The following is a 17,525-nucleotide window of genomic DNA, read 5'->3' as shown; positions in this document are numbered from 1 at the left end:
ATGTCTTCTTCCACGTACCGCGCGAAGGCGGATTCAGATGGACATCGCGTCCGCGTCGGCATGGGCGCCATCGGCCCAACCCTCGTCGCGCAGGGCGCCCGCCGCTTGCAGGGCCGCGGCATCGTCTTGCCAACCTGCTTCGTCGCCGATGCTGCCATCGCCGCCGTCGTCCGCGCGCGCATCCGGGTCTGCCAGGTCCTCGCCGGCTCCGGCGGCGTACTCGCCGATCGGTACCTCGGCGTTGTCGCCGAAACCGGCCTGTGCGTCGACGGGTTGTGCGCGATCCCCGGGCCGCGCATTCGGCGCGTCGCCCGATGGCTCCTCCGCCACGCTTCGCACCGCGCGCGCCAGGGCGCCGCGCATCGCCGCCAGGTGCAACGACAAGCTCGCGTCGATCGCGCCCAGGTCGGTTTCGGCGACGCATGCGCCGGGCGCAAGCGTCGCGTCGGCCGCCACGCGCAGTCGCACGGAGCGCCCCGCGTCGCGCCACGCCGCGGCCGCTTCGTCGAAGGCAGCGCTCGCCGCGGCCAGATCCGACGGATGAACACGCAGGTGAACGGGGCTGCCGTCGGCGACGATCCGCTCGACCGTCGCGGCCGCGCGCGCGAAAAGCGCCTTCGGATCCACCGACGCAACGATCTGCTCGACCGCCAGCGTCACCAGCTCGGCCAGCCGTTCCTGCTGCCCGGGCGCGAGCCGGCAGGCTTCGGCGTGCGCAACCGCCGCGCGTGCGTGCCAATCGGTCAGCCCTCGCCGCAAACCGTCGTCGTAGCCGCGCTCGGCCGCTTGCGCGAACTCGCGCATGGCGCGCTCGACGAGCTCGTCCGCGCGGGCGCGGGCTTCGTCGAGCAGCATGCGGGCCTGGGCGCGCGCCGCGTCCAGCGCCTCGTCGCATTGCCGGCGCATCTCGGCGTACGCCGCATCGAGCTCGACGATCGCCGCGAGGCGCTCATGACGCAGGACGTCGCCTTCGACGCCCACGCCGAGGGTCGTGCCTTCGGCGTGCGAATTGCGTAACCAGATCACCATGGCCACTCCGGAAACAAGTCGGGCAGTTGCGAGACGATCGAAAGGCTCGGGCTCGAGCCCTCCGAAGGCGGTAGTGACAGCGGCGGCGAAGGGGGCGGCAATGCCCGCTCATCGTCACGCACCGGCATGGCCAACCGCATGATCGCGAGCGGGCCGTCCGGCGCCCATCGGCAGTCGCGCCCAAAAAGCCGAAAGCCGAGCCAGGCGAGCGCATCGCCATCGGCCGCGTCGAGCGGCACTTGCATGACCGATGCCGCGTGGCACGCGCGCGTGGCAAGCGGGCGCGCATCGCCCGCAAGCTCGCGCCCGCGCGCGAAGAGCAGATTGACGCCGCGCGCGCCGATCCAGCCCGTCAACTTCTCGCGACGCGGCCGGTCGATCCAGGCGCGCAATGGCTCCGCCTGCTCCACGAGCGCGCGCAAGCGGAACACGGTCAGACAATCGTGCGCCGGCAGCAAAGCAAGCGCCGTTTCCGGTGCGTTGAACGCGGCAAGCGGCGGCACCGGCATGCCCCATTCGTCGAGCAGCGCATCGGCAAGCGACTCGGCCTGCGCGGGGCCGCATGCGCCGAGCCGATCCGCCCAGGGCACGCGGGCAAGGTACGCCGGATGCATCCAGTCGAACAGCGTACGCCGGCGCCGATGGTACGCGGCCAGTCTCGCCGCCACGGCCGCCGGCGTCCCGCTGTTCGGCGCGGCAACGCTGTCGGCGGCTGCGTCGTACGCATCGGCTGCATCGTATGCGCTGATCATGTGCTCACCCCGCTTGCCATGCCGGCCATGCGATCGTTCGGATCGAAGGTCATGCCGGCGCTTTCGCCGCACGTCCCGGCCGGCGCGCGAGCAGGCCCGCAAGTGGGCCGCCGCCCTTCAGCACGTTGCCGCGCAAGAGCGCGAAGCCGCCGGCGAGCATCAACATCAGCATGCCGAGCGCGCCGCCCGCATAGACGACCCAGCCGTCCTGGCGGTGCGGGCGGGCAGGCGGATCGAGCGCATCGGCCGGCACGCTCGTCACGCTGACCTGGTCGTAGGTCAGCCCCTCAATGCTGTGCACGACCAGGTTCTTGATCGCCGGCGTCATCCGCTCGAGATTCGCGTCGGGCCGGTACTTGATGAAGACCGATGCGGACGACGGCTTGACCGACTGTGCAAGCGGGTCGTTGTTCGGCAGCACGATCTGCACGCGCGCCACGACCACGCCGTCGATCTTCGACAACGTGTCGTCGAGTTCCTGCGACAAACCGTAAATGAAGCGCACGCGCTCCTCGGTCGGCGTGGAAACGAGCCCGTCCTTCTTGAACAGCGAGCCGAGGTCGTCGAATTTCTTGCGCGGCAGGCCGCGTGCGCGCAGCACTTCCACGGCATGCACGATCTGCTTTTCGTCGACGCCGACCGACCAGGTCTTGCCGCCGTCCGGCGTGCTCTTTTGCGCGTCGACGCCGGACATCAGCAGCGCGGCGACCATTTCGTTGCAGTCGCTTTCGGTCAATTGCCCGTAGAGCTCCTGCTTGCAGGCCGCAAGCGACAGCACGAGCGCCGCCACCGCGACGAGCCGCCATGCGGCGGGCAGCCTCGAAGGCATGAGGTTCGGTTTCATCAGTTGCTCCGCGAAACCCCGTTCTTCAGGACGGGGAGGACGTCAAGTCACTGGTTCTTCATGAGCGTCTGCACGGCGTCCTTCGACGACTGCACGGTTGCCATCTTCACCTGCAGATCGGCGTTCAGGCTTGCGATCTCGAGCTGGATGGTCATGTCGGCGGCGGCAAGGCGCTCCATCGACAGCGCGCTCATGTGCTGAGTCATATAGAGCACGTCGTTCGGCACTTGCCGGTAGTAGTCCGCCTGCTCCTCGACCGCTTTCGTCACGAGGTCCGCGCGCTCGGTCGGGTGGACGGCTGCCGCATGCTGGGGCCCCGAAGCCATCATCGCCTGGAATTTGTCGACGAGCGGCTGCGATACCGCGTCCGCATTCGGCGCCGCGGGCGTCGTACCGGTGACGCGGGCCAGTTCGTACTGGAGTTGCGATGCAGTCGTGATGCTCATTTCGTTTCTCCTGGTAGAGGCAACAGGCTCAGACACGCATGTACTGCATCGTCAGCAGCATGTCGCTGGATGAGGACGACGGCGTCGCGACCGCTTCGCCGTCTTCGGCATGCGCTCCGTTCTCGAACGCGAGCGCGGAATCCGGCGCAACGAAGCGGCCCGTGCGCTTCGCGGTCGCGACCGCCTGCTTCAGCTCCTCGCTCGCAAGCAGAACCTTCGCGAGCCGTTCAACCTCTTCGTTGCCGCCTTCCTCCAGCAGGTGTCGCGCCTCCTCCTGCCAACCGAACTCCTGGCGGGCCTTCAGGCACTGCAGCAACATTCCCTTGCTGGCCGGCAGGCAGACCGCGCGCTCGACCAGATTGCGAAAGAGTCGTTCGGCGTCGCTCCATTCCTCGCGCACCATATGCAGCCAGCCGTCGAAAAACGCGAATTCGGCGGAATCCGGGCGCAGCAGATGCAGCACGTCGACGAGGTGCTCGAGATCGTCGATATCGACTTGCTCCGGCGTGCCCGCGCGGGCCAATGCCACCCTGACCAGGTCGACGATCGCGCCGACGACTCCCGATGGGCACTGCGGCCGATCCTTCAGAACGTCCATCCTTTCCCCCAAGGAAATCAGATTCGATCCGACGGGCCGCACCCGATGAGGCGTGGCCTTCCGTTGACGCTAAGTTACGCAACACGACGGGCGCGCCACGTGCCGGGCACGAAGTCGCACAACGAATTGCGAAGCGCCGCATGCAATGCGCGGCGCTCCGTGCCGCTTTAGCGGACGTCCTCGCTCATGCGCGCCGTCGCGCGGATTGCGTTGCTCGCGTGGCCTGCGCCCGAGCGACGCGCCGTCGCCCCGCATCGCTTCGCAGCGCTTGTCCTTGCTTCGCATCGCCATCGCGCCGGAAACAGCGGCGCCGCTAACGTTGCATCGCGGCGCCCAATCCCGGCTGCGCGCCTGCGACAAGCGAAGGACAGCGGTCATGAGCGACGAGAAAACCGAAGAGCCCACAGACAAGAAGCTGGACAAAGTCCGCGAGGAAGGCCAGGTCGCGAAGAGCTCCGACCTCGTCGAAGTCGCGTCGCTCGGCTCGATCGTGCTCGTGCTGACGGCGGGCCAGCACTACCTGGCCGATACGCTGCGCGCGATCGTCAAGGAAGCGGTCGATTTCACCCACGGCGAGCGCGAGCTGCAGGACCTCTGGACCGTCCTCGTTCATATCGGCCTGCAGGCGCTCGGTCTGCTGTGCGGGATCGCGGCCGTTGCGCTCGTCGCCGCCATCATCGCGCTCGCCCCGCAGACGGGACTCAAGATTTCGCTGAAAGCCGTCATGCCGAAGCTTGCGTCGGTCAGCCCCGGGTCCGGCTTTCAGCGCATCTTCTCGATGAACTCGGCCATCGACCTCGCGAAGATGGTCGGCAAGGCCGCGATTCTCGTCGCCGTCATGTGGCAGACGATCAAAAGCGCGATGCCCGTGGTGGCGAGCGCGCTCGATCAGTCGGTACCGCAGTTGATCGGCGTGCTGTGGTCCGTGCTCATGCATGTGGTCGCGGTTGCGCTCGGCGTGTTCGTCGTGATCGGCGCGTTCGACTACAAGCTGCAGAAGTGGCTCTTCATCCGCAAGAACCGGATGTCGAAAGACGAGGTGAAGCGCGAGCACAAGGAGAGCGAAGGCAACCCCGAACTCAAGGGCGAGCGCAAGCGCATGGCGAGAGAGATGTCGCAGGAAGGCCCGAAAGGCGGCGTCGCGCGCGCGAACGTCGTCGTGGTCAACCCGGTTCACTACGCGGTCGCGCTGCGCTACGACCCGGCGGAATTTCCGCTGCCCGTCGTCCTCGCCAAGGGCCTCGACGAGCAGGCGCTGCGGCTGCGCCAGCAGGCGATGCACGCGCGCGTGCCCATCGTCGCGAACCCGCCCGTCGCGCGCATGCTGCACAAGGTGCCGCTCAACCAGCCGATTCCCGAAGAACTGTTCGAAGTCGTCGCCGCGATTCTTCGCTGGGTGGACGGCCTCGCGCCTCAAACCGCCACCACGGAGTAGTGGACATGTTCAAGACCATGAAACTGCCCGGCATCGGCGAGGCCGGCATCGCCGTCCTGCTGATCGCGATCGTCTCGCTGATGATCCTGCCGCTGCCCCCCGCCATCATCGACGGGCTGCTCGCGATCAACATCACGATCAGCATCACGCTGCTCATGGTGACGATGTACGTGGGCCATATCGCCACGCTGTCGGCGTTCCCGTCCGTGCTGCTCTTCACGACGCTTTTCCGGCTCTCGCTGAATATCGCGTCGACGAAGTCGATCCTGCTGCACGCCGATGCCGGCGAAATCATCGAAAGCTTCGGCCAGCTCGTCGTGGGCGGCAATCTCGTCGTCGGCCTTGTGGTGTTCGTCATCATCTCCGTCGTGCAGTTCATCGTCATCGCCAAAGGCTCGGAGCGCGTCGCCGAAGTGGGAGCCCGCTTCACGCTCGATGCGCTGCCCGGCAAACAGATGAGCATCGACGCCGACTTGCGCGCGAACATCCTGACACCGGACGAGGCCCGCAGGAAACGCGCAAGGCTCGCCATCGAAAGCCAATTGCACGGCGGCATGGACGGCGCGATGAAGTTCGTGAAAGGCGATGCGATCGCCGGCCTCATGATCACGATGATCAACATCGTCGCGGGCATCGCCGTGGGCGTCGCCTATCACGGCATGTCGGCCGGCGACGCGGCCAACCGCTTCTCGGTCCTCTCGATCGGCGACGCCATGGTCTCGCAGATTCCGTCGCTGCTGATCTCGGTGGCCGCGGGAGTCATGATCACGCGCGTGGACGAAGGCGGCGACCATGGAAATTCCTCCCTCGGCGAAGACATCAGGCGCCAGTTCACCAGCAGCTCGCGTGCGCTGTACTTCGCCGCGCTGCTGCTGCTCGGCTTCGCCGCCGTGCCCGGTTTTCCGGCGGCGCTCTTCGCGCTGCTCGCCGCGCTGCTCGGCTTCGTCGGCTACCGCCTGCAGAAAAAGCAGGATGGTCCGGCCAAAGGCGCCGGCAAGCCCGTAGGGGCACTGCAGCGCGCGGGTGCCAAGGGCGACGCGCCGTCGATCCTGCCACGCCCGCCGCAGTTCACCTGCCCGCTCGGCGTGCGCCTCGCAGCCGATGTCAGCGCGCGCCTCGCGGCCGATGCCCTTGACCGCGCGTTCGACGCACAGCGCCATGCGCTGCAATCGGCAGTCGGTCTGCCGTTCCCCGGCATCATGATGTGGACCGACGGCACGCTGCCCGAAGACAGTTACGAAGTGCTCATCTTCGACGTGCCGCAAGGGCGCACCACGCTCGCCGAAACGCGCGCGGTACACGCGGCGGCCGACGGCGGCGCCGCGGACGCGCCTGCCGCCGCGGCGACACCGGAAGCATTGATTGCACGCCACACGATCGACCTGCTGCGGCGCAATGCTCATCTCTTTCTCGGCATTCAGGAAGCGCAGTGGATGCTCGATCAGCTCAACGAGGACTACCCGGGCCTCGTCGCGGAGGTACAAAAGGCACTGCCGCTGCAGAAGATGGCGGACGTGCTGCGCCGGCTGCTGGAGGAAGACGTGCCCGTGCGCAATATCCGCAGCATCACCGAGAGCCTGATCGTCTGGGGACCGAAGGAGAAGGACATGCTGATGTTGACCGAATACATCCGCATGGAGCTCGGCCGGCTCATCGCCTATCGCGCGACGGGTGGCGTGCGGGATTTGCCCGTCGTACTCGTCGACGTTCAGGTCGAGCAGCACATCCGGCAGTCGATCAAACAGACCCCCACGGGCAACTTCCTCGCGCTGCCGCCCGACGAAATCGCCCGGCTCGTCGGCAGGATCGCCGAAATCGTCGGCGACACGCCGCGGCAGCCGCTGGCGCTCGTCGCGTCGATGGATATCCGGCGCTACATCAAGCGCATGATCGAGGCGCGGCTGCCCTGGCTGCCCGTGTATTCGTACCAGGAGCTCGGCGCGCATGTCGACCTCCAGCCCGTCGGCCGCCTGGCGATGTGATCGAGCGAACCGCGCCATGCACTCCTCCGCCCCTCATCGCGCCCGCGTCATCGCAGCGCCGGCCACGCACACCGACCCCGCACCCGAGATGCCGGCCGCGCAGTTGAGCCGCCAGGCCGCCCTTTTTCAGCGCCTGCGCGAAGGCGTCCGCGCCGGCGCATCGGAAACGCCCGGCGACGAGCAGCCCTGTGCCGCACCGGCCGAACCCCGCTTCGCCGAGCAAGCCGATCTGCTCTTCCCGGCCGCCGGGTTCGCCGCGGACGAACATCGCGACGATGCCGAAAGCGGCGAGCGCGACGACGACGCACAGGCCGGCTTCGGCGACGAACGCGATGACGCTGCCGCGCACGCTCGGCCGGCGGCGCCGGCGCCGGTACCTGCGGCGATTCATCCGCCCATGCATTCGACGATGCGCGTGCCGATGCATTCGGCGATGCCTGCGCTCATGCACGTGCCGGCATGTTCGACGATACCCGCACCGGCGCCGATGCCGGCGCGGGGCGCGGCGCCGCTTTCACCGCAGAGGCCGCCCAACGCCCAGCCACCGATGGCTGCGCCGCACACGCCGCGCGTACAAGCCGCGCGCGAGCCGCAGCGCCCCGAAGCAGGCGGCGCGCACACCGTGGTCGCCGTGCGGGCACCGGCGCGCACGGGCCAGGACATGAACCGGTTCGTCGATTCGATCGTCGCCGAGGTGTCGGACTTCTGCGCGAATCCGATCGTGTTCGAAAGCGGCGACTGGCAGATCACGATCCCCATCGATCCGGCGCTGCTGCCAGGCTGCACGTTGAGCCTCGCGCTTTCGCATTTCCAGTTGACGCTTCGCTTCGACACCACGGACGCACGCTCCCGCGAACTAATCTCACAGCATGCGGCGACGTTGCGCACGAGCCTCGAAGAAGTGATGCAAAGCCGCTTCGACGGCGCGCGCAGCGTCGAGATCATCGTCACGTAAAACCAATATGGACACCACACGAACGCTACTGACAGACCACGTTGCGGCGGGCGCCCAAGCGCCGGCGGTGGCCGTTTTTCTCGATCCCGCTCGGCTGCCCGCGCTCGCGGCCGCCACCGCGCGCCAGCATCGGCTCGCCGTCGACGACCGCCTGAGCGCACTGCTCGCTCACGCGCTCGGCGTCTCGACCTTCAGCGTCGGTGCGCACGATTTCGTGGAGCCGGCGCGCGCCGCTGTCGTGCGCCTGCGCTGGGGCATGGAGACGGCCGCGGTGCGCATCGACGTCGGACAGCACACGGGGCTCGCGAGCGTCGTCGCGTCGGACGAGCCCGTCAACGAGCGCTTGCGCCATGCCGTGTGCGCCATCCTGCTCGATCCGCTGCGGCGCGCGCTGCAAGCGCTCGGCTTCGATGGCGTGGAAGTCGTCTCGCTCGAACCTGCCGCGCGTCAGCCGCTGAGCGCGCCTTGCTGCGCGCTTTCGCTGCGCCTGCGCGATACCCGCTTCGACGCGGTGATCGAGCACATCGACAGCGGCTGGCTCGACGCGCTCGAAACGCTCGTGGCCCGGCAATGCACGCCGTTCGCCACCCATGTGAGCGAGATCGCCGTACCCGGCCGGCTGCAGATCGGCGAGAAAACGATGAACGTGACGACCCTCGATTCGCTGCGCGCGGGGGACGTCATCTTGCGTGCCGTGTCCGAAGCCACCCGCGCGCTCTTCGCGAGCGAGCGCCCATCCGCCCCGATGCAAGTCGTCTGGGGCCGCTACGGGACGCGGCAACTGCGCGCCGTGGCACACGTCACCCACCATCTGATGACCTTGAGCGAGGACCCCACCATGAGCCATGACACGCAGTTCAATGCGCCGCTTACCGATTCGATCGACACGCCCGTCGACATCAGCCAGCTGGACCTGCCGCTGAAGCTCGAGATCGACACGGTTTCGATGCCGGTCGCCCAGCTCTCGGCGCTGCGCGCGGGCTACGTGCTCGAGCTTCCCACCGCGCTGCCCGATGCGCGTGTGCGGCTCGTCACCTACGGGCAGACGATCGGCTTCGGCGAACTCGTGAGCGTCGGCGATCATCTCGGCGTGCGTCTCGTTCAGCTGTCGCGCGGCCATGGTTCAGTTTAGCGATCTCACCGGGCTGCTGATCACCGTCGTCGCGATCAGCCTGATCCCGTTCGTCGCCATGGTCGCGACCTCGTACGCGAAGATCGTGGTCGTGCTCGGGCTGTTGCGCAACGCGCTCGGCGTGCAGCAGGTGCCGCCGAACATGGTGCTCAACGGCATCGCGGTCCTCGTCTCCGCTTACGTGATGGCGCCGATCGGCATGCAGGCCATGCAAACCATGCAGACGATGCACCGCACCCCCGGCAGCGACACGTCGCTCGTCGTGCTCGATGCGTTCGATGCGGCAAAGGAGCCGTTTCGCGCGTTTCTGAAGAAGCACGCGCACGAGCGCGAAAAGCGGTTCTTCGTGCGCTCGGCGACCGTGGTCTGGCCGAAAGACATGGCGGCGAAGATCCGTGAGGACGACCTCATCGTCCTCGCTCCGGCCTTCACGCTGACCGAGATGGCCGACGCCTTCAAGATCGGCTTTCTGCTGTACATCGCATTCATCGTCGTCGATCTCGTCATCGCCAACGTGCTGATGGCGATGGGCCTGAACCAGGTCCAGCCGACGAACGTCGCGATTCCGTTCAAGCTGCTCCTGTTCGTCGTCATGAGCGGCTGGTCCACATTGATTCACGGTCTTGTCATGACCTATCGCTGAGGCGCACGCCATGGAAACCGATACGCTCGTTCGCATCACCTCGCAGGGCCTGCTGCTCTGCCTGTCCGTCTCGATGCCGGTGGTGGCCGTCGCCGCCCTCTCCGGCCTCGCGATTTCGTTCGTGCAGGCCATCACGTCGATGCAGGACCAAAGCATCTCGTACGCGGTGAAGCTCGTCGCCGTCGTGGCCACCGTGCTCATGATCGGCGCCTGGGGCGCCGCCGCGATCCTGCGCTTCGCCAACCAGATCGTCACGCTGGCGGTGCCGTCGTGAATTCGCCGATCCGCAACGACCACGGCCACCACGCCGCCGATCTCGCGCAGCAGGCGCAGGCCGGCGCCGAGCAGATGGGCCAGATGACCCATGCGCGCGGCTTCACGGGCGTGAAGGTGCAGCACACGAAGATGCAGCGCGCGCGCATGCAGCACAACAAGATGCTCGCCGCCGCTTTCTACCGCGGCAAGCGTTTTGCCGAAGGCATGCACAAGCCGCCGCCCCCTTCCGCGCAAAAGCTGATGCGCCAGCTCGGCCAACGGCCGCGGCCGGCGGGCTCGGCGAAGGCGCAGGGCAAAGAGGCATCGGCTCACGAACGGCCGGACGATCAGCACGCGCTCGAGCCGAAGCACGAGCACGAACACCCGCACGAGCGCGAACGCAAGCACGAGCAGGGTCAGCAGCAAAAGCACGGACAGCAGCAAAAGCGCGAGCGCGATCAGCAACACGGCGACGGGCAGCAACAGCATCGCAACGGCCATGGGCACGATCGCGGCTCGAATCAGCAGGGCGAAGAGCCGGGGCAGCCGCAGCAGAGTGCGCCGCGCGACGGGCAGCCTCGGCGCGATGGCCGTCAGTCCGGCGAAGGCCGCGACAAACCGCGCAAGTTCGCGATCGGCAAGGCGGGCCGGGCGAAGGCCGCCGCGCGCAATCAGCCGCTCGCGGCCACGATGCAACTGCTCGCGAGGCAAAAGCTCGGTGCGCCGGACTTGCCGGCCGAACTCGCGGCGGCGTGCGCGAAGGAGGTGCTGCGGCTTGCCGCGCATATCGAGCTGGGGCCCTTGCTGGCGGTGCCGATGCTGCTGGCGATGCGCTCGCCGATGGCGCTCCGGCGCAATGCTGCCCGGCTTCAAGCGCACCGCCATGCGGCACTGATGCAAAGCGCGGCGACCCCGGGCAAGGCCGCCGCGGTGGCGGGACTTCTCGGCGTATCGCTCGACAACACGCTGGCGCGCCAGAGCGCGGGCATCGAATACTCGTACGACGATCAATCGATCGGGGCAGTGAAGCAACGCATTCTCGACACGCAAGCCGCGCTGCCGGCCGGCGGGGCACCAGCCGGTGCCGCCGTCACGGGCGGCGCGATCGGCGGCCAAACCGGCGCCGGGGTGCAACGGGCGGCCAACCCCAAGGCCGGCGCTTCGGATACGACGTTCGAAGTTCGCATGGCGCCGGCGGCGCCAACGGCAAAACCCTAAACTGATTTTGACGGTCAACGCCCGGCGGCCCGATGCGCTAAGCAGCGAAACACCGGAGCGGCGACCAGCAAGAGCAACCGCATGACCCACGTCGGATACACGGATACCACGATCATGAAAGCCCTTCGAGTACTGACCGGCACGCACGCCGGAGCCCAGGTCCGGCTCACGATCGGCACCTACCGGATCGGCGCCACCGAGCACTCGGATGTCTGCATCAGCGACTGGACGGTCGAGGACATCGAGCTTTGCGTGGGCGAGGACGGTGTGGCGCGGATCCGCTCGGCGAACGGCGACGAGGTGCTCGTGGCGGACTTCGTGGCCGTGCCGTTCGGCGATGTCGTGTGTTGCGTGGGCCCCGACGGCGAAGCCTGGCCGCGCGATCTCGATTTGCTGGCGGGCCTCTGGAAGACGGCCGAGCCGCCTGCCACCGACGTCGCGACGGGGGCTGACGCGGATGGAGACGCGCCGGATCGAGACCCGGCCCATCCGGACGAATCCGGCGCCGGCGATGCGCCGGCCGCTTCGCCTAAGGTGCCCTGGCGCACGGCCGTGCTGGCGCTCGCCTGCACCGCTGCGATCGGCGGCATCGCCGTGGCCGGCGTGATGTTCGCGGGCACGCAGTCGAGCGAAGCGGCGAGCGTGAGGTTCGACGCCGACGCACTCGCACGGCAGTTGCAGGAGGCCTTGCACCGCGAAGGCCTCGGCGATCTGCAGGCAACGGCACGCAAGGACAGCGTGGCGGTGCGCGGCATCGTGACGAGCACCGACGAAAGCGCGAAGGCGCAGCGGATCATGGACAGCCTCGCGCGCGGCAAGGTGCGGCGCGAATACGACGTCGCGCAGCAAGACGTGGACAACATCCAGCAGTCGCTCGCCGGCACGGGCGCGGCAGTGAGTTACCAAGGCCACGGCATCTTCCGCGTGAGCGGCAGCGTGCAGTCGATGACGACCTTCCGCACGCTGATGGCAGGTATCAGGGCCGACCTCGGCGACAACGTCAAGCGCGTCGACGTCGATGTCAAGGAGGCGCAGGCGCTCGCGCCCGATGTCGAATACACGGCGGTGATCGCCACGGGCGGCCTGCGTTACATCGAGACGCCCGACGGCACGAAGCATCTGTTCGCGAGCAGCAAGGACGAAGCAAACAATTGACCTCGACCACCAAAGGAACCGACATGTACGACGCATTGCTTCCCATCGCGCAGGATCTGAACGCGCTGGATGCCACGCTCTCGGCGCCCGACGGCGCGCAACGGGTCGCGCGCATCGCGGCGGCCTTCGACGAAACCGCGCGCCGGATCAGTACGGCCACGCAGTCCGCGGCCGACGAGCGCGAGCGGCTCGATCTGCAAAAGCTCTATCGCGGGATGATCGCGGCGCGCCGCATCGTGCTCACGCTGCAGGAGCGCCACAGCGCCCGTGGCGCGGCGCTTTGACGGCATCCGCGGCGACACGGAAGACGGTCGAACAGTTTGCAGTTGCAGCATCCGGCTGCGCGTCAGCCGGTCCGGACCGGCGGCCACCACGGCCAAGGGCCTTTTACCGAAGCATCAGGCGTCAACCACCAGCAGTGCTTTTTCCATCACTTTCTTGATAAGGGGAATACATCATGTCTTCATCGATCGGAAGCTCGGGCGTCTCGCAAGCCGGTTCGCAAAACGCCGACATGGTCGGCCAGATGCAGGCCATGGCCAACCAGAACAACGCCATGACGATGGCCGCCATGCAGATCAACATGCAGCAGCAGGAAACGTCCGCGCTCGCTTCCGTCGGCAACAACGGCGCGAAGAACATCGCCGACGCCGCGAAGGGCCAGTAAGCCACTCGCCTTGCCGCAGTCCGTTCGCGCGAGGGGCACGAAAGCGGAAAGCCCGGCTTTCCAGCTGCGTGCCCCCGCTTTTTTGCAACCGGGCCGCCCTATTTTCGCCGGAGATTGCCGCCCATGAGCAGGGAACGTTTCGTCGAGTTGATTCACGAGGTTTGCGCGGTGGTCGGGCTGCCCGACGCCGAGTATGTCGTCGAAACGCAAACGCTCGAGATCGAAGGGTTCGACGTCCATCTCGACCACCACGAGACCGACGCCGATTCGGTCTATGTCAGCTTTCATTACGGCGCCGTCACGCCCGGCCGGTCGCTCGTCGTTTTCCGGCTCATGCTCGAGGCCAACCTGCTCGTCTACGCACAGGACCAGGCGCAACTGTGCCTCGAATCCGATACGGGCAACGTCGTGCTGCTCGTGCATCTGCCGATGGGCCCGACGATCACCGGCGATTATCTCGCCGATCTCTTCTCGCACTACGCCGAACACGGCCGCTACTGGCAAAACAACATCCTCGAATCGCCCGACGAAATGTTCGAAGGCATCGCCTCGGGCAATTTCATGTGGCTGCGGGCGTAAGCCCGGCAAGCGCAAGCGCGCGTCACGCAAGCGGCGCATCCGCGCGCGCATCGATGCCTGGCCAGCCGTCGCATCCGTTCGGACACCGCACGTAGCTCACGCTCACGCGAGCGCGGGCGCTCGCCCGATCGGCGGCTAGGGCCTGTTCACGCTAATGACGGGCTTGCGAACGTGCCTTTGCGCCCGCAGGGCAAGGAGAGAGGAGGCGCAATAGCCGTTGCTATTGCAACGACGAACGACGCCACCATGCGGGCGCAAAGGCACGTTCCCCTGTTTGGAACAATTCATTCGCGGGGCCAGCGCAAGCCCGTCATTAGCATGAACAGGCCCTAGGCTGCCACGCGCGGTATCAGCAGGACGAGGCGGCGGCGCATGCCCCCCTCTCCCGCACTGCCGGAATCGGCATCGTCCGCGCGACGCTCGCCATCGCCGCCGTGCCGCGCCGGCCCCTCGATGACGAGGCACTCGCCCGGCGCCAGGCTTTCGTCGACGGCCCGATAGCGGCTCGCATCGCGGCGGCGCCCCAGTTCCACGCGCAAGCCGATGCGCGGCATCGACGCGGCGCCTTCGACCGTCGGTGCAATGGAGAGCCAGAGATCGCGGGCACCGTCATCGGGCAGGTCGTCCTCATCGCGGCGTGCGAGACGTGCCTCGTGGCGGTCGATGACGGCCGGCGAGCGGTCCTGCGTGAGCGCCGTTTGCGACACCTGGATTTCGGCGCGGCCGCTCCTGGCCAATGCCTTGAGCTGCGCGAGCAGCGCGCGGCCGCCGTCGGGCGCGATACCTGCATCGCGGCGCTCGCGCGCGTCCGCCGCCTGCGCCGCGCCTGCCCCGTCGGCCATGGCCGGCGGCAGCGCGGGCTGCAACGCGGCGAGCGCGTCGCCATCGACATCCACCACCCACGTTTGGACCGATACCAGCTGCGCGCGCACGTCCAGGCTGGCGACGAGCGCGCCGTCGGCGTCGATGCGCTCGGCCCGATCGCGTATCAGGATCGAGTTCGTGGCCGCGTCCGCTTCGATCGCCGGCAACGCCGCATCGAACTCGACGATCCGCGGCGCATCGGAAACGGCGGTCCCGCTCGCAACGGCCGGGCGCTCGAAACGGCGCCGCAAGAGCGTGGCCACACCGGGCACGACGAGCGTGCGGCCATCGACCACGCGCGTTTCGTCGGCGGCATTCGCGGCACTCAGGCGAAACACCCGCACGGACAAACGCACGCGCTTTCGCGCGTCGCGCTCGAAGCGCTCGGCCGCGGCACGAATCCGCTCCACGTAGGTCGCCGGCCCGCGCACGTTCACAGTTTGCGCGGCGGCGTCCATCGCCAACGGGAAGTGCGTATCGGCAAGTCCTGCCTGCTCGAGCGACGCACACAGCGCTTTCGCGGAAAGGAAGTGAGGCCGGATGGCGACATGCGCCTGCTCGTTCGCGGGCGACACATGCAGGACCGCACCGTCGTAGTACCAGACGAATCCGTACGAACGGCTCATGACATCGAGAAAGCGCTGCGGCGGCATCGCGAAACGGCCGCTCACGACGCCGTCCAGTTGACCGTCGATGCGCAGCGCAACGTGCTGCCCCGCTGCGAAGGCATTCAGGACCTCCGCGAGGCCCGCGCCGTTCGTCACGTACACGAAGCGGGCGCCGGGGCCGCCGGCCCATTCCATGCTCGCCGCGTGCGCATGCACGGCGGCCGCGCATGCGAACGCAGCGACGGCGCCGCGCACGAGCGCTCGCATGCGTGCCGCGCTCATGCGGCGCCTTCCGGCGACGCACCGCCGCCCGACGCATCGGCGCCCGACTGATCCGTATCCGGCTCGAGGATCAGGCGGTAACCCGTCGCATAGACCGATTGCACGGTCCAGCCGACGCCGGCCGCCTTCAAGCTCGCACGCAGGCGGCTCACGTACATGTCGACGGAGCGGCTTTGCACGGCCGCATCCCACCCCCAGACCACGCTCATCAGATCCTGCCTCAGCACGACGGCGCCCGTGTGCCGGGCGAGATGCCAGAGAATGTCGAACTCCTTGGTGCCGAGCTTGTGCGCGACGCCCGCCACCACGAGCGAGCGCGACTGCTGATCGAGCGCGCATTCGCCGTCGACGAACATCTTGCGGCCTTGCACGTTCATCGGCGCGAAGCGCCGCAGCAGGGCGCGCATGCGCGCGAGCAGCACCTGCCTGTCGTAGGGCTTCACGAGATAGTCGTCGGCACCCGCATCGAGTATGCGCACGATGTCGGACTCCGCCGAGTGCACGGTCTGAAAAATCACGGGCATGATCGATTGCGAACGGCTGCGGATCTTTTGCAGCAGCTTGTCGCCGGAAACGCCCGGAAGATCCCAGTCGAGAATCGCGAGATCGGCCCACTGCTCCGACAAAAATTGCTGCGCATCGAGCCCGCTGTGAAAAGCGTCGATGTGGTAGCCCTCGCTCTTGAGCCAGGAATGGATGAGCGCGTGGTGCGCGACGTCGTCCTCGACGAACAGAATGCGTACGGGTTTGCCTGCAAGCGATTTCATGTGAACCCTTGGTTCTGACGGCCGCGCGGGAGCCGGCGCCCGGTCCGCGCAACGCGTGCCAAACGAATACGGGCCGCGCTCTGGCGCCTCAGTCGCCGCGCGCCGCGCGCAACGCGCGGTCGGCATCGACAAGCGATGTCGCGTGCGGCTTCGCGGCGACAGGATTCAGGCACGGCAGACGCAGCACGAACATGGTACCGCCTTGTCCGTTGAGCTCGGCGTAAAGTGCGCCGCCGTGCATGCCGACGATCTGCACGGCGAGCTTGAGCCCGAGACCGAAGCCCGTTGCCGTCCGCTTGCCGAGCTTCTCGAAGTCGGTCAGCCGATCGCCGTCGACGAGCCCCGGCAGCCCGCCCGCGCGATCGTCGACGACCACCTCGGCGAAACCGTCGGCCTGCCGGATCGACACCGTCACCGCCTCGCCGCGCGGCGACGCGCGAACGGCATTGTCGATGACGTTCTGGACGGCGCGCGCCACGAAATTGCGCATGCCGTTCACCCAGAGCGGCGCACTGTCGGGCAGCCACAAGTGTAGCGCGACGCCGCAATAGACTGCGGTGACCTCCAGCTGCGAGATGATCTGGCGCAGCGTCGCGCGCAGATCGAACCGTTTGAAGTCGCGCGCCTGCAAATGCTCGGTCACCGACGAGAAGATGAACTGCTCGCCGAGCGAGAGCACGTACTGCGCGAGCGACGTGATCTGCTGCATGCCGCCGCAGCGCTCGAATGCCTCGGGGTCGCTCGCATCGAGCTGCGTGAGCGCGCTGATCGAATTGAGCGGCGAGCGCAGATCGTGCAGCAAAAAGCGCAGCGACATGGCCCGCTCGTCGAGCGAGCGCGCGAACGGCGTCACGTCCGTCACGGCGATCACGGATTCGCCCGCCCCTGCGCCGGCGCACGCACCGGCGGGGCCCGCCTGAATCCAGAAGGTCGAATCGTCCACGCGTACCTCGCGGCCCGCTTCGAGATCGCGCAGCCGCGGCACGTCCGTCATCTCGAAGCGCTCGCTCAGCGCCACGCTGAAATCGACGCCCGCCGGCAGCGTCATCGCCAGCATCTCGAGCGCGCGCGCGTTCGCGTGAACGACCGCGCCCGCGCGATCGAGCACGATCACCCCGCACGGCAGCCCGCGCAGCGTGCCGCGCAGGCGGCGCACCTCGTCGTCGGACAAGCGGCGATCGGCGGCGCCCTCGCCGCATGCGTCGACGGGCAAGCCCGATTGGATGGGCCGCGGCTCGGACTGCTTTGCGGGCTGCACGCCGGGCAGCGAATGCGGCTGAGTACGGGATTCGTTCACATGGCCTCCTGCATTCC

General features: G+C 67.7%; 19 protein-coding genes. 11 read left to right on the top strand and 8 right to left on the bottom strand.

Features of this window, described 5'->3' with window-relative positions; genetic code table 11:
* Positions 1 to 33 precede the first annotated feature (33 nt).
* From sctL to BSE24067_RS03660, 5 genes are read right to left on the bottom strand one after another with little or no spacing between them, the layout of a single operon-like run.
* A complete protein-coding gene (gene sctL / locus BSE24067_RS03680) occupies positions 34 to 1,029 on the bottom strand; it encodes a type III secretion system stator protein SctL (RefSeq protein ID WP_151064968.1) in 996 nt (331 codons plus the stop codon).
* Positions 1,023 to 1,883 carry a type III secretion protein HrpB4 gene (locus BSE24067_RS03675; protein WP_244130444.1) on the bottom strand — a complete coding sequence of 287 codons (861 nt, stop codon included), beginning with the start codon at positions 1,881 to 1,883 and terminating at the stop codon, positions 1,023 to 1,025. Before BSE24067_RS03675 ends, sctL begins: the two co-directional genes overlap by 7 nt.
* Positions 1,831 to 2,625, bottom strand: a complete 795-nt coding sequence (sctJ, locus tag BSE24067_RS03670) for a type III secretion system inner membrane ring lipoprotein SctJ (RefSeq protein WP_151064967.1) — start codon at positions 2,623 to 2,625, stop codon at positions 1,831 to 1,833. The genes BSE24067_RS03675 and sctJ overlap by 53 nt, the downstream gene beginning before the upstream one ends.
* A gap of 47 nt (positions 2,626 to 2,672) precedes the next feature.
* The gene (locus BSE24067_RS03665) at positions 2,673 to 3,071 is read right to left on the bottom strand and encodes a serine kinase (RefSeq protein WP_151064966.1); all 399 of its coding nucleotides are present in this window, start codon (positions 3,069 to 3,071) and stop codon (positions 2,673 to 2,675) included.
* 28 nt (positions 3,072 to 3,099) lie between these two features.
* Positions 3,100 to 3,669, bottom strand: coding sequence for an HrpB1 family type III secretion system apparatus protein (locus BSE24067_RS03660; protein ID WP_151064965.1), 570 nt, complete (start codon positions 3,667 to 3,669; stop codon positions 3,100 to 3,102).
* 376 nt (positions 3,670 to 4,045) lie between these two features.
* Between BSE24067_RS03660 and sctU the strand changes: the two genes are divergently transcribed.
* The 11 genes from sctU to BSE24067_RS03605 all read left to right on the top strand — a co-directional run bounded on the left by sctU (position 4,046) and on the right by BSE24067_RS03605 (position 13,690).
* A complete protein-coding gene (sctU, locus tag BSE24067_RS03655) occupies positions 4,046 to 5,104 on the top strand; it encodes a type III secretion system export apparatus subunit SctU (RefSeq protein WP_151064996.1) in 1,059 nt (352 codons plus the stop codon).
* Between the two features lie 5 nt (positions 5,105 to 5,109).
* A complete protein-coding gene (locus BSE24067_RS03650; protein WP_151064964.1) occupies positions 5,110 to 7,086 on the top strand; it encodes an FHIPEP family type III secretion protein in 1,977 nt (658 codons plus the stop codon).
* A complete protein-coding gene (gene sctP / locus BSE24067_RS32910; protein WP_346265373.1) occupies positions 7,049 to 8,041 on the top strand; it encodes a type III secretion system protein SctP in 993 nt (330 codons plus the stop codon). Before BSE24067_RS03650 ends, sctP begins: the two co-directional genes overlap by 38 nt.
* A gap of 7 nt (positions 8,042 to 8,048) precedes the next feature.
* The gene (sctQ, locus tag BSE24067_RS03640) at positions 8,049 to 9,173 is read left to right on the top strand and encodes a type III secretion system cytoplasmic ring protein SctQ (protein ID WP_151064962.1); all 1,125 of its coding nucleotides are present in this window, start codon (positions 8,049 to 8,051) and stop codon (positions 9,171 to 9,173) included.
* Positions 9,160 to 9,816: a type III secretion system export apparatus subunit SctR gene (gene sctR, locus BSE24067_RS03635; RefSeq protein WP_006750699.1), complete on the top strand. Its 657-nt coding sequence runs from the start codon at positions 9,160 to 9,162 to the stop codon at positions 9,814 to 9,816. The genes sctQ and sctR overlap by 14 nt, the downstream gene beginning before the upstream one ends.
* 10 nt (positions 9,817 to 9,826) lie before the next feature.
* Positions 9,827 to 10,090: a type III secretion system export apparatus subunit SctS gene (gene sctS, locus BSE24067_RS03630; RefSeq protein WP_006765601.1), complete on the top strand. Its 264-nt coding sequence runs from the start codon at positions 9,827 to 9,829 to the stop codon at positions 10,088 to 10,090.
* Positions 10,091 to 10,200: 110 nt separating this feature from the next.
* Positions 10,201 to 11,289, top strand: a complete 1,089-nt coding sequence (locus BSE24067_RS03625; RefSeq protein WP_254600351.1) for a helicase — start codon at positions 10,201 to 10,203, stop codon at positions 11,287 to 11,289.
* A 114-nt stretch (positions 11,290 to 11,403) separates the two neighbouring features.
* Complete coding sequence (hrpD5, locus tag BSE24067_RS03620) at positions 11,404 to 12,444, top strand: HrpD5 family protein (protein WP_174904691.1); 1,041 nt, start codon at positions 11,404 to 11,406, stop codon at positions 12,442 to 12,444.
* Positions 12,441 to 12,728 (top strand): type III secretion system protein, encoded by a 288-nt coding sequence (locus tag BSE24067_RS03615; protein ID WP_226094072.1) that lies wholly within the window; start codon positions 12,441 to 12,443, stop codon positions 12,726 to 12,728. The genes hrpD5 and BSE24067_RS03615 overlap by 4 nt, the downstream gene beginning before the upstream one ends.
* 173 nt (positions 12,729 to 12,901) lie before the next feature.
* Positions 12,902 to 13,111 (top strand): hypothetical protein, encoded by a 210-nt coding sequence (locus tag BSE24067_RS03610; protein WP_006765597.1) that lies wholly within the window; start codon positions 12,902 to 12,904, stop codon positions 13,109 to 13,111.
* A 123-nt stretch (positions 13,112 to 13,234) separates the two neighbouring features.
* A complete protein-coding gene (locus tag BSE24067_RS03605; protein WP_151064959.1) occupies positions 13,235 to 13,690 on the top strand; it encodes a CesT family type III secretion system chaperone in 456 nt (151 codons plus the stop codon).
* Between the two features lie 329 nt (positions 13,691 to 14,019).
* On the opposite strand, the gene BSE24067_RS03600 is transcribed toward BSE24067_RS03605, so the two are convergent.
* From BSE24067_RS03600 to BSE24067_RS03590, 3 genes are all read right to left on the bottom strand, one after another.
* Entirely contained in the window at positions 14,020 to 15,357 is a 1,338-nt protein-coding gene (locus tag BSE24067_RS03600) for a secretin N-terminal domain-containing protein (RefSeq protein WP_244130446.1), read from the bottom strand.
* Positions 15,358 to 15,440: 83 nt separating this feature from the next.
* A complete protein-coding gene (locus BSE24067_RS03595; protein ID WP_151064958.1) occupies positions 15,441 to 16,211 on the bottom strand; it encodes a response regulator transcription factor in 771 nt (256 codons plus the stop codon).
* Between the two features lie 88 nt (positions 16,212 to 16,299).
* Positions 16,300 to 17,508: a sensor histidine kinase gene (locus BSE24067_RS03590; RefSeq protein WP_151064957.1), complete on the bottom strand. Its 1,209-nt coding sequence runs from the start codon at positions 17,506 to 17,508 to the stop codon at positions 16,300 to 16,302.
* Positions 17,509 to 17,525: the final 17 nt, after the last annotated feature.

Source organism: Burkholderia latens (genome assembly GCF_902499045.1).
Taxonomy (GTDB): domain Bacteria; phylum Pseudomonadota; class Gammaproteobacteria; order Burkholderiales; family Burkholderiaceae; genus Burkholderia; species Burkholderia latens.
This window is presented reverse-complemented; position numbering and strand designations above follow the sequence as displayed.

Coding starts and splice junctions, on each gene's coding strand:
- sctL (WP_151064968.1), bottom strand. CDS start 1,029: ATGGTGATCTGGTTACGCAATTCGCACGCCGAAGGCACGACCCTCGGC.
- sctJ (WP_151064967.1), bottom strand. CDS start 2,625: ATGAAACCGAACCTCATGCCTTCGAGGCTGCCCGCCGCATGGCGGCTC.
- BSE24067_RS03665 (WP_151064966.1), bottom strand. CDS start 3,071: ATGAGCATCACGACTGCATCGCAACTCCAGTACGAACTGGCCCGCGTC.
- BSE24067_RS03660 (WP_151064965.1), bottom strand. CDS start 3,669: ATGGACGTTCTGAAGGATCGGCCGCAGTGCCCATCGGGAGTCGTCGGC.
- sctU (WP_151064996.1), top strand. CDS start 4,046: ATGAGCGACGAGAAAACCGAAGAGCCCACAGACAAGAAGCTGGACAAA.
- BSE24067_RS03650 (WP_151064964.1), top strand. CDS start 5,110: ATGTTCAAGACCATGAAACTGCCCGGCATCGGCGAGGCCGGCATCGCC.
- sctP (WP_346265373.1), top strand. CDS start 7,049: ATGTCGACCTCCAGCCCGTCGGCCGCCTGGCGATGTGATCGAGCGAAC.
- sctQ (WP_151064962.1), top strand. CDS start 8,049: ATGGACACCACACGAACGCTACTGACAGACCACGTTGCGGCGGGCGCC.
- sctR (WP_006750699.1), top strand. CDS start 9,160: ATGGTTCAGTTTAGCGATCTCACCGGGCTGCTGATCACCGTCGTCGCG.
- sctS (WP_006765601.1), top strand. CDS start 9,827: ATGGAAACCGATACGCTCGTTCGCATCACCTCGCAGGGCCTGCTGCTC.
- hrpD5 (WP_174904691.1), top strand. CDS start 11,404: ATGAAAGCCCTTCGAGTACTGACCGGCACGCACGCCGGAGCCCAGGTC.
- BSE24067_RS03610 (WP_006765597.1), top strand. CDS start 12,902: ATGTCTTCATCGATCGGAAGCTCGGGCGTCTCGCAAGCCGGTTCGCAA.
- BSE24067_RS03605 (WP_151064959.1), top strand. CDS start 13,235: ATGAGCAGGGAACGTTTCGTCGAGTTGATTCACGAGGTTTGCGCGGTG.
- BSE24067_RS03600 (WP_244130446.1), bottom strand. CDS start 15,357: ATGGAATGGGCCGGCGGCCCCGGCGCCCGCTTCGTGTACGTGACGAAC.
- BSE24067_RS03595 (WP_151064958.1), bottom strand. CDS start 16,211: ATGAAATCGCTTGCAGGCAAACCCGTACGCATTCTGTTCGTCGAGGAC.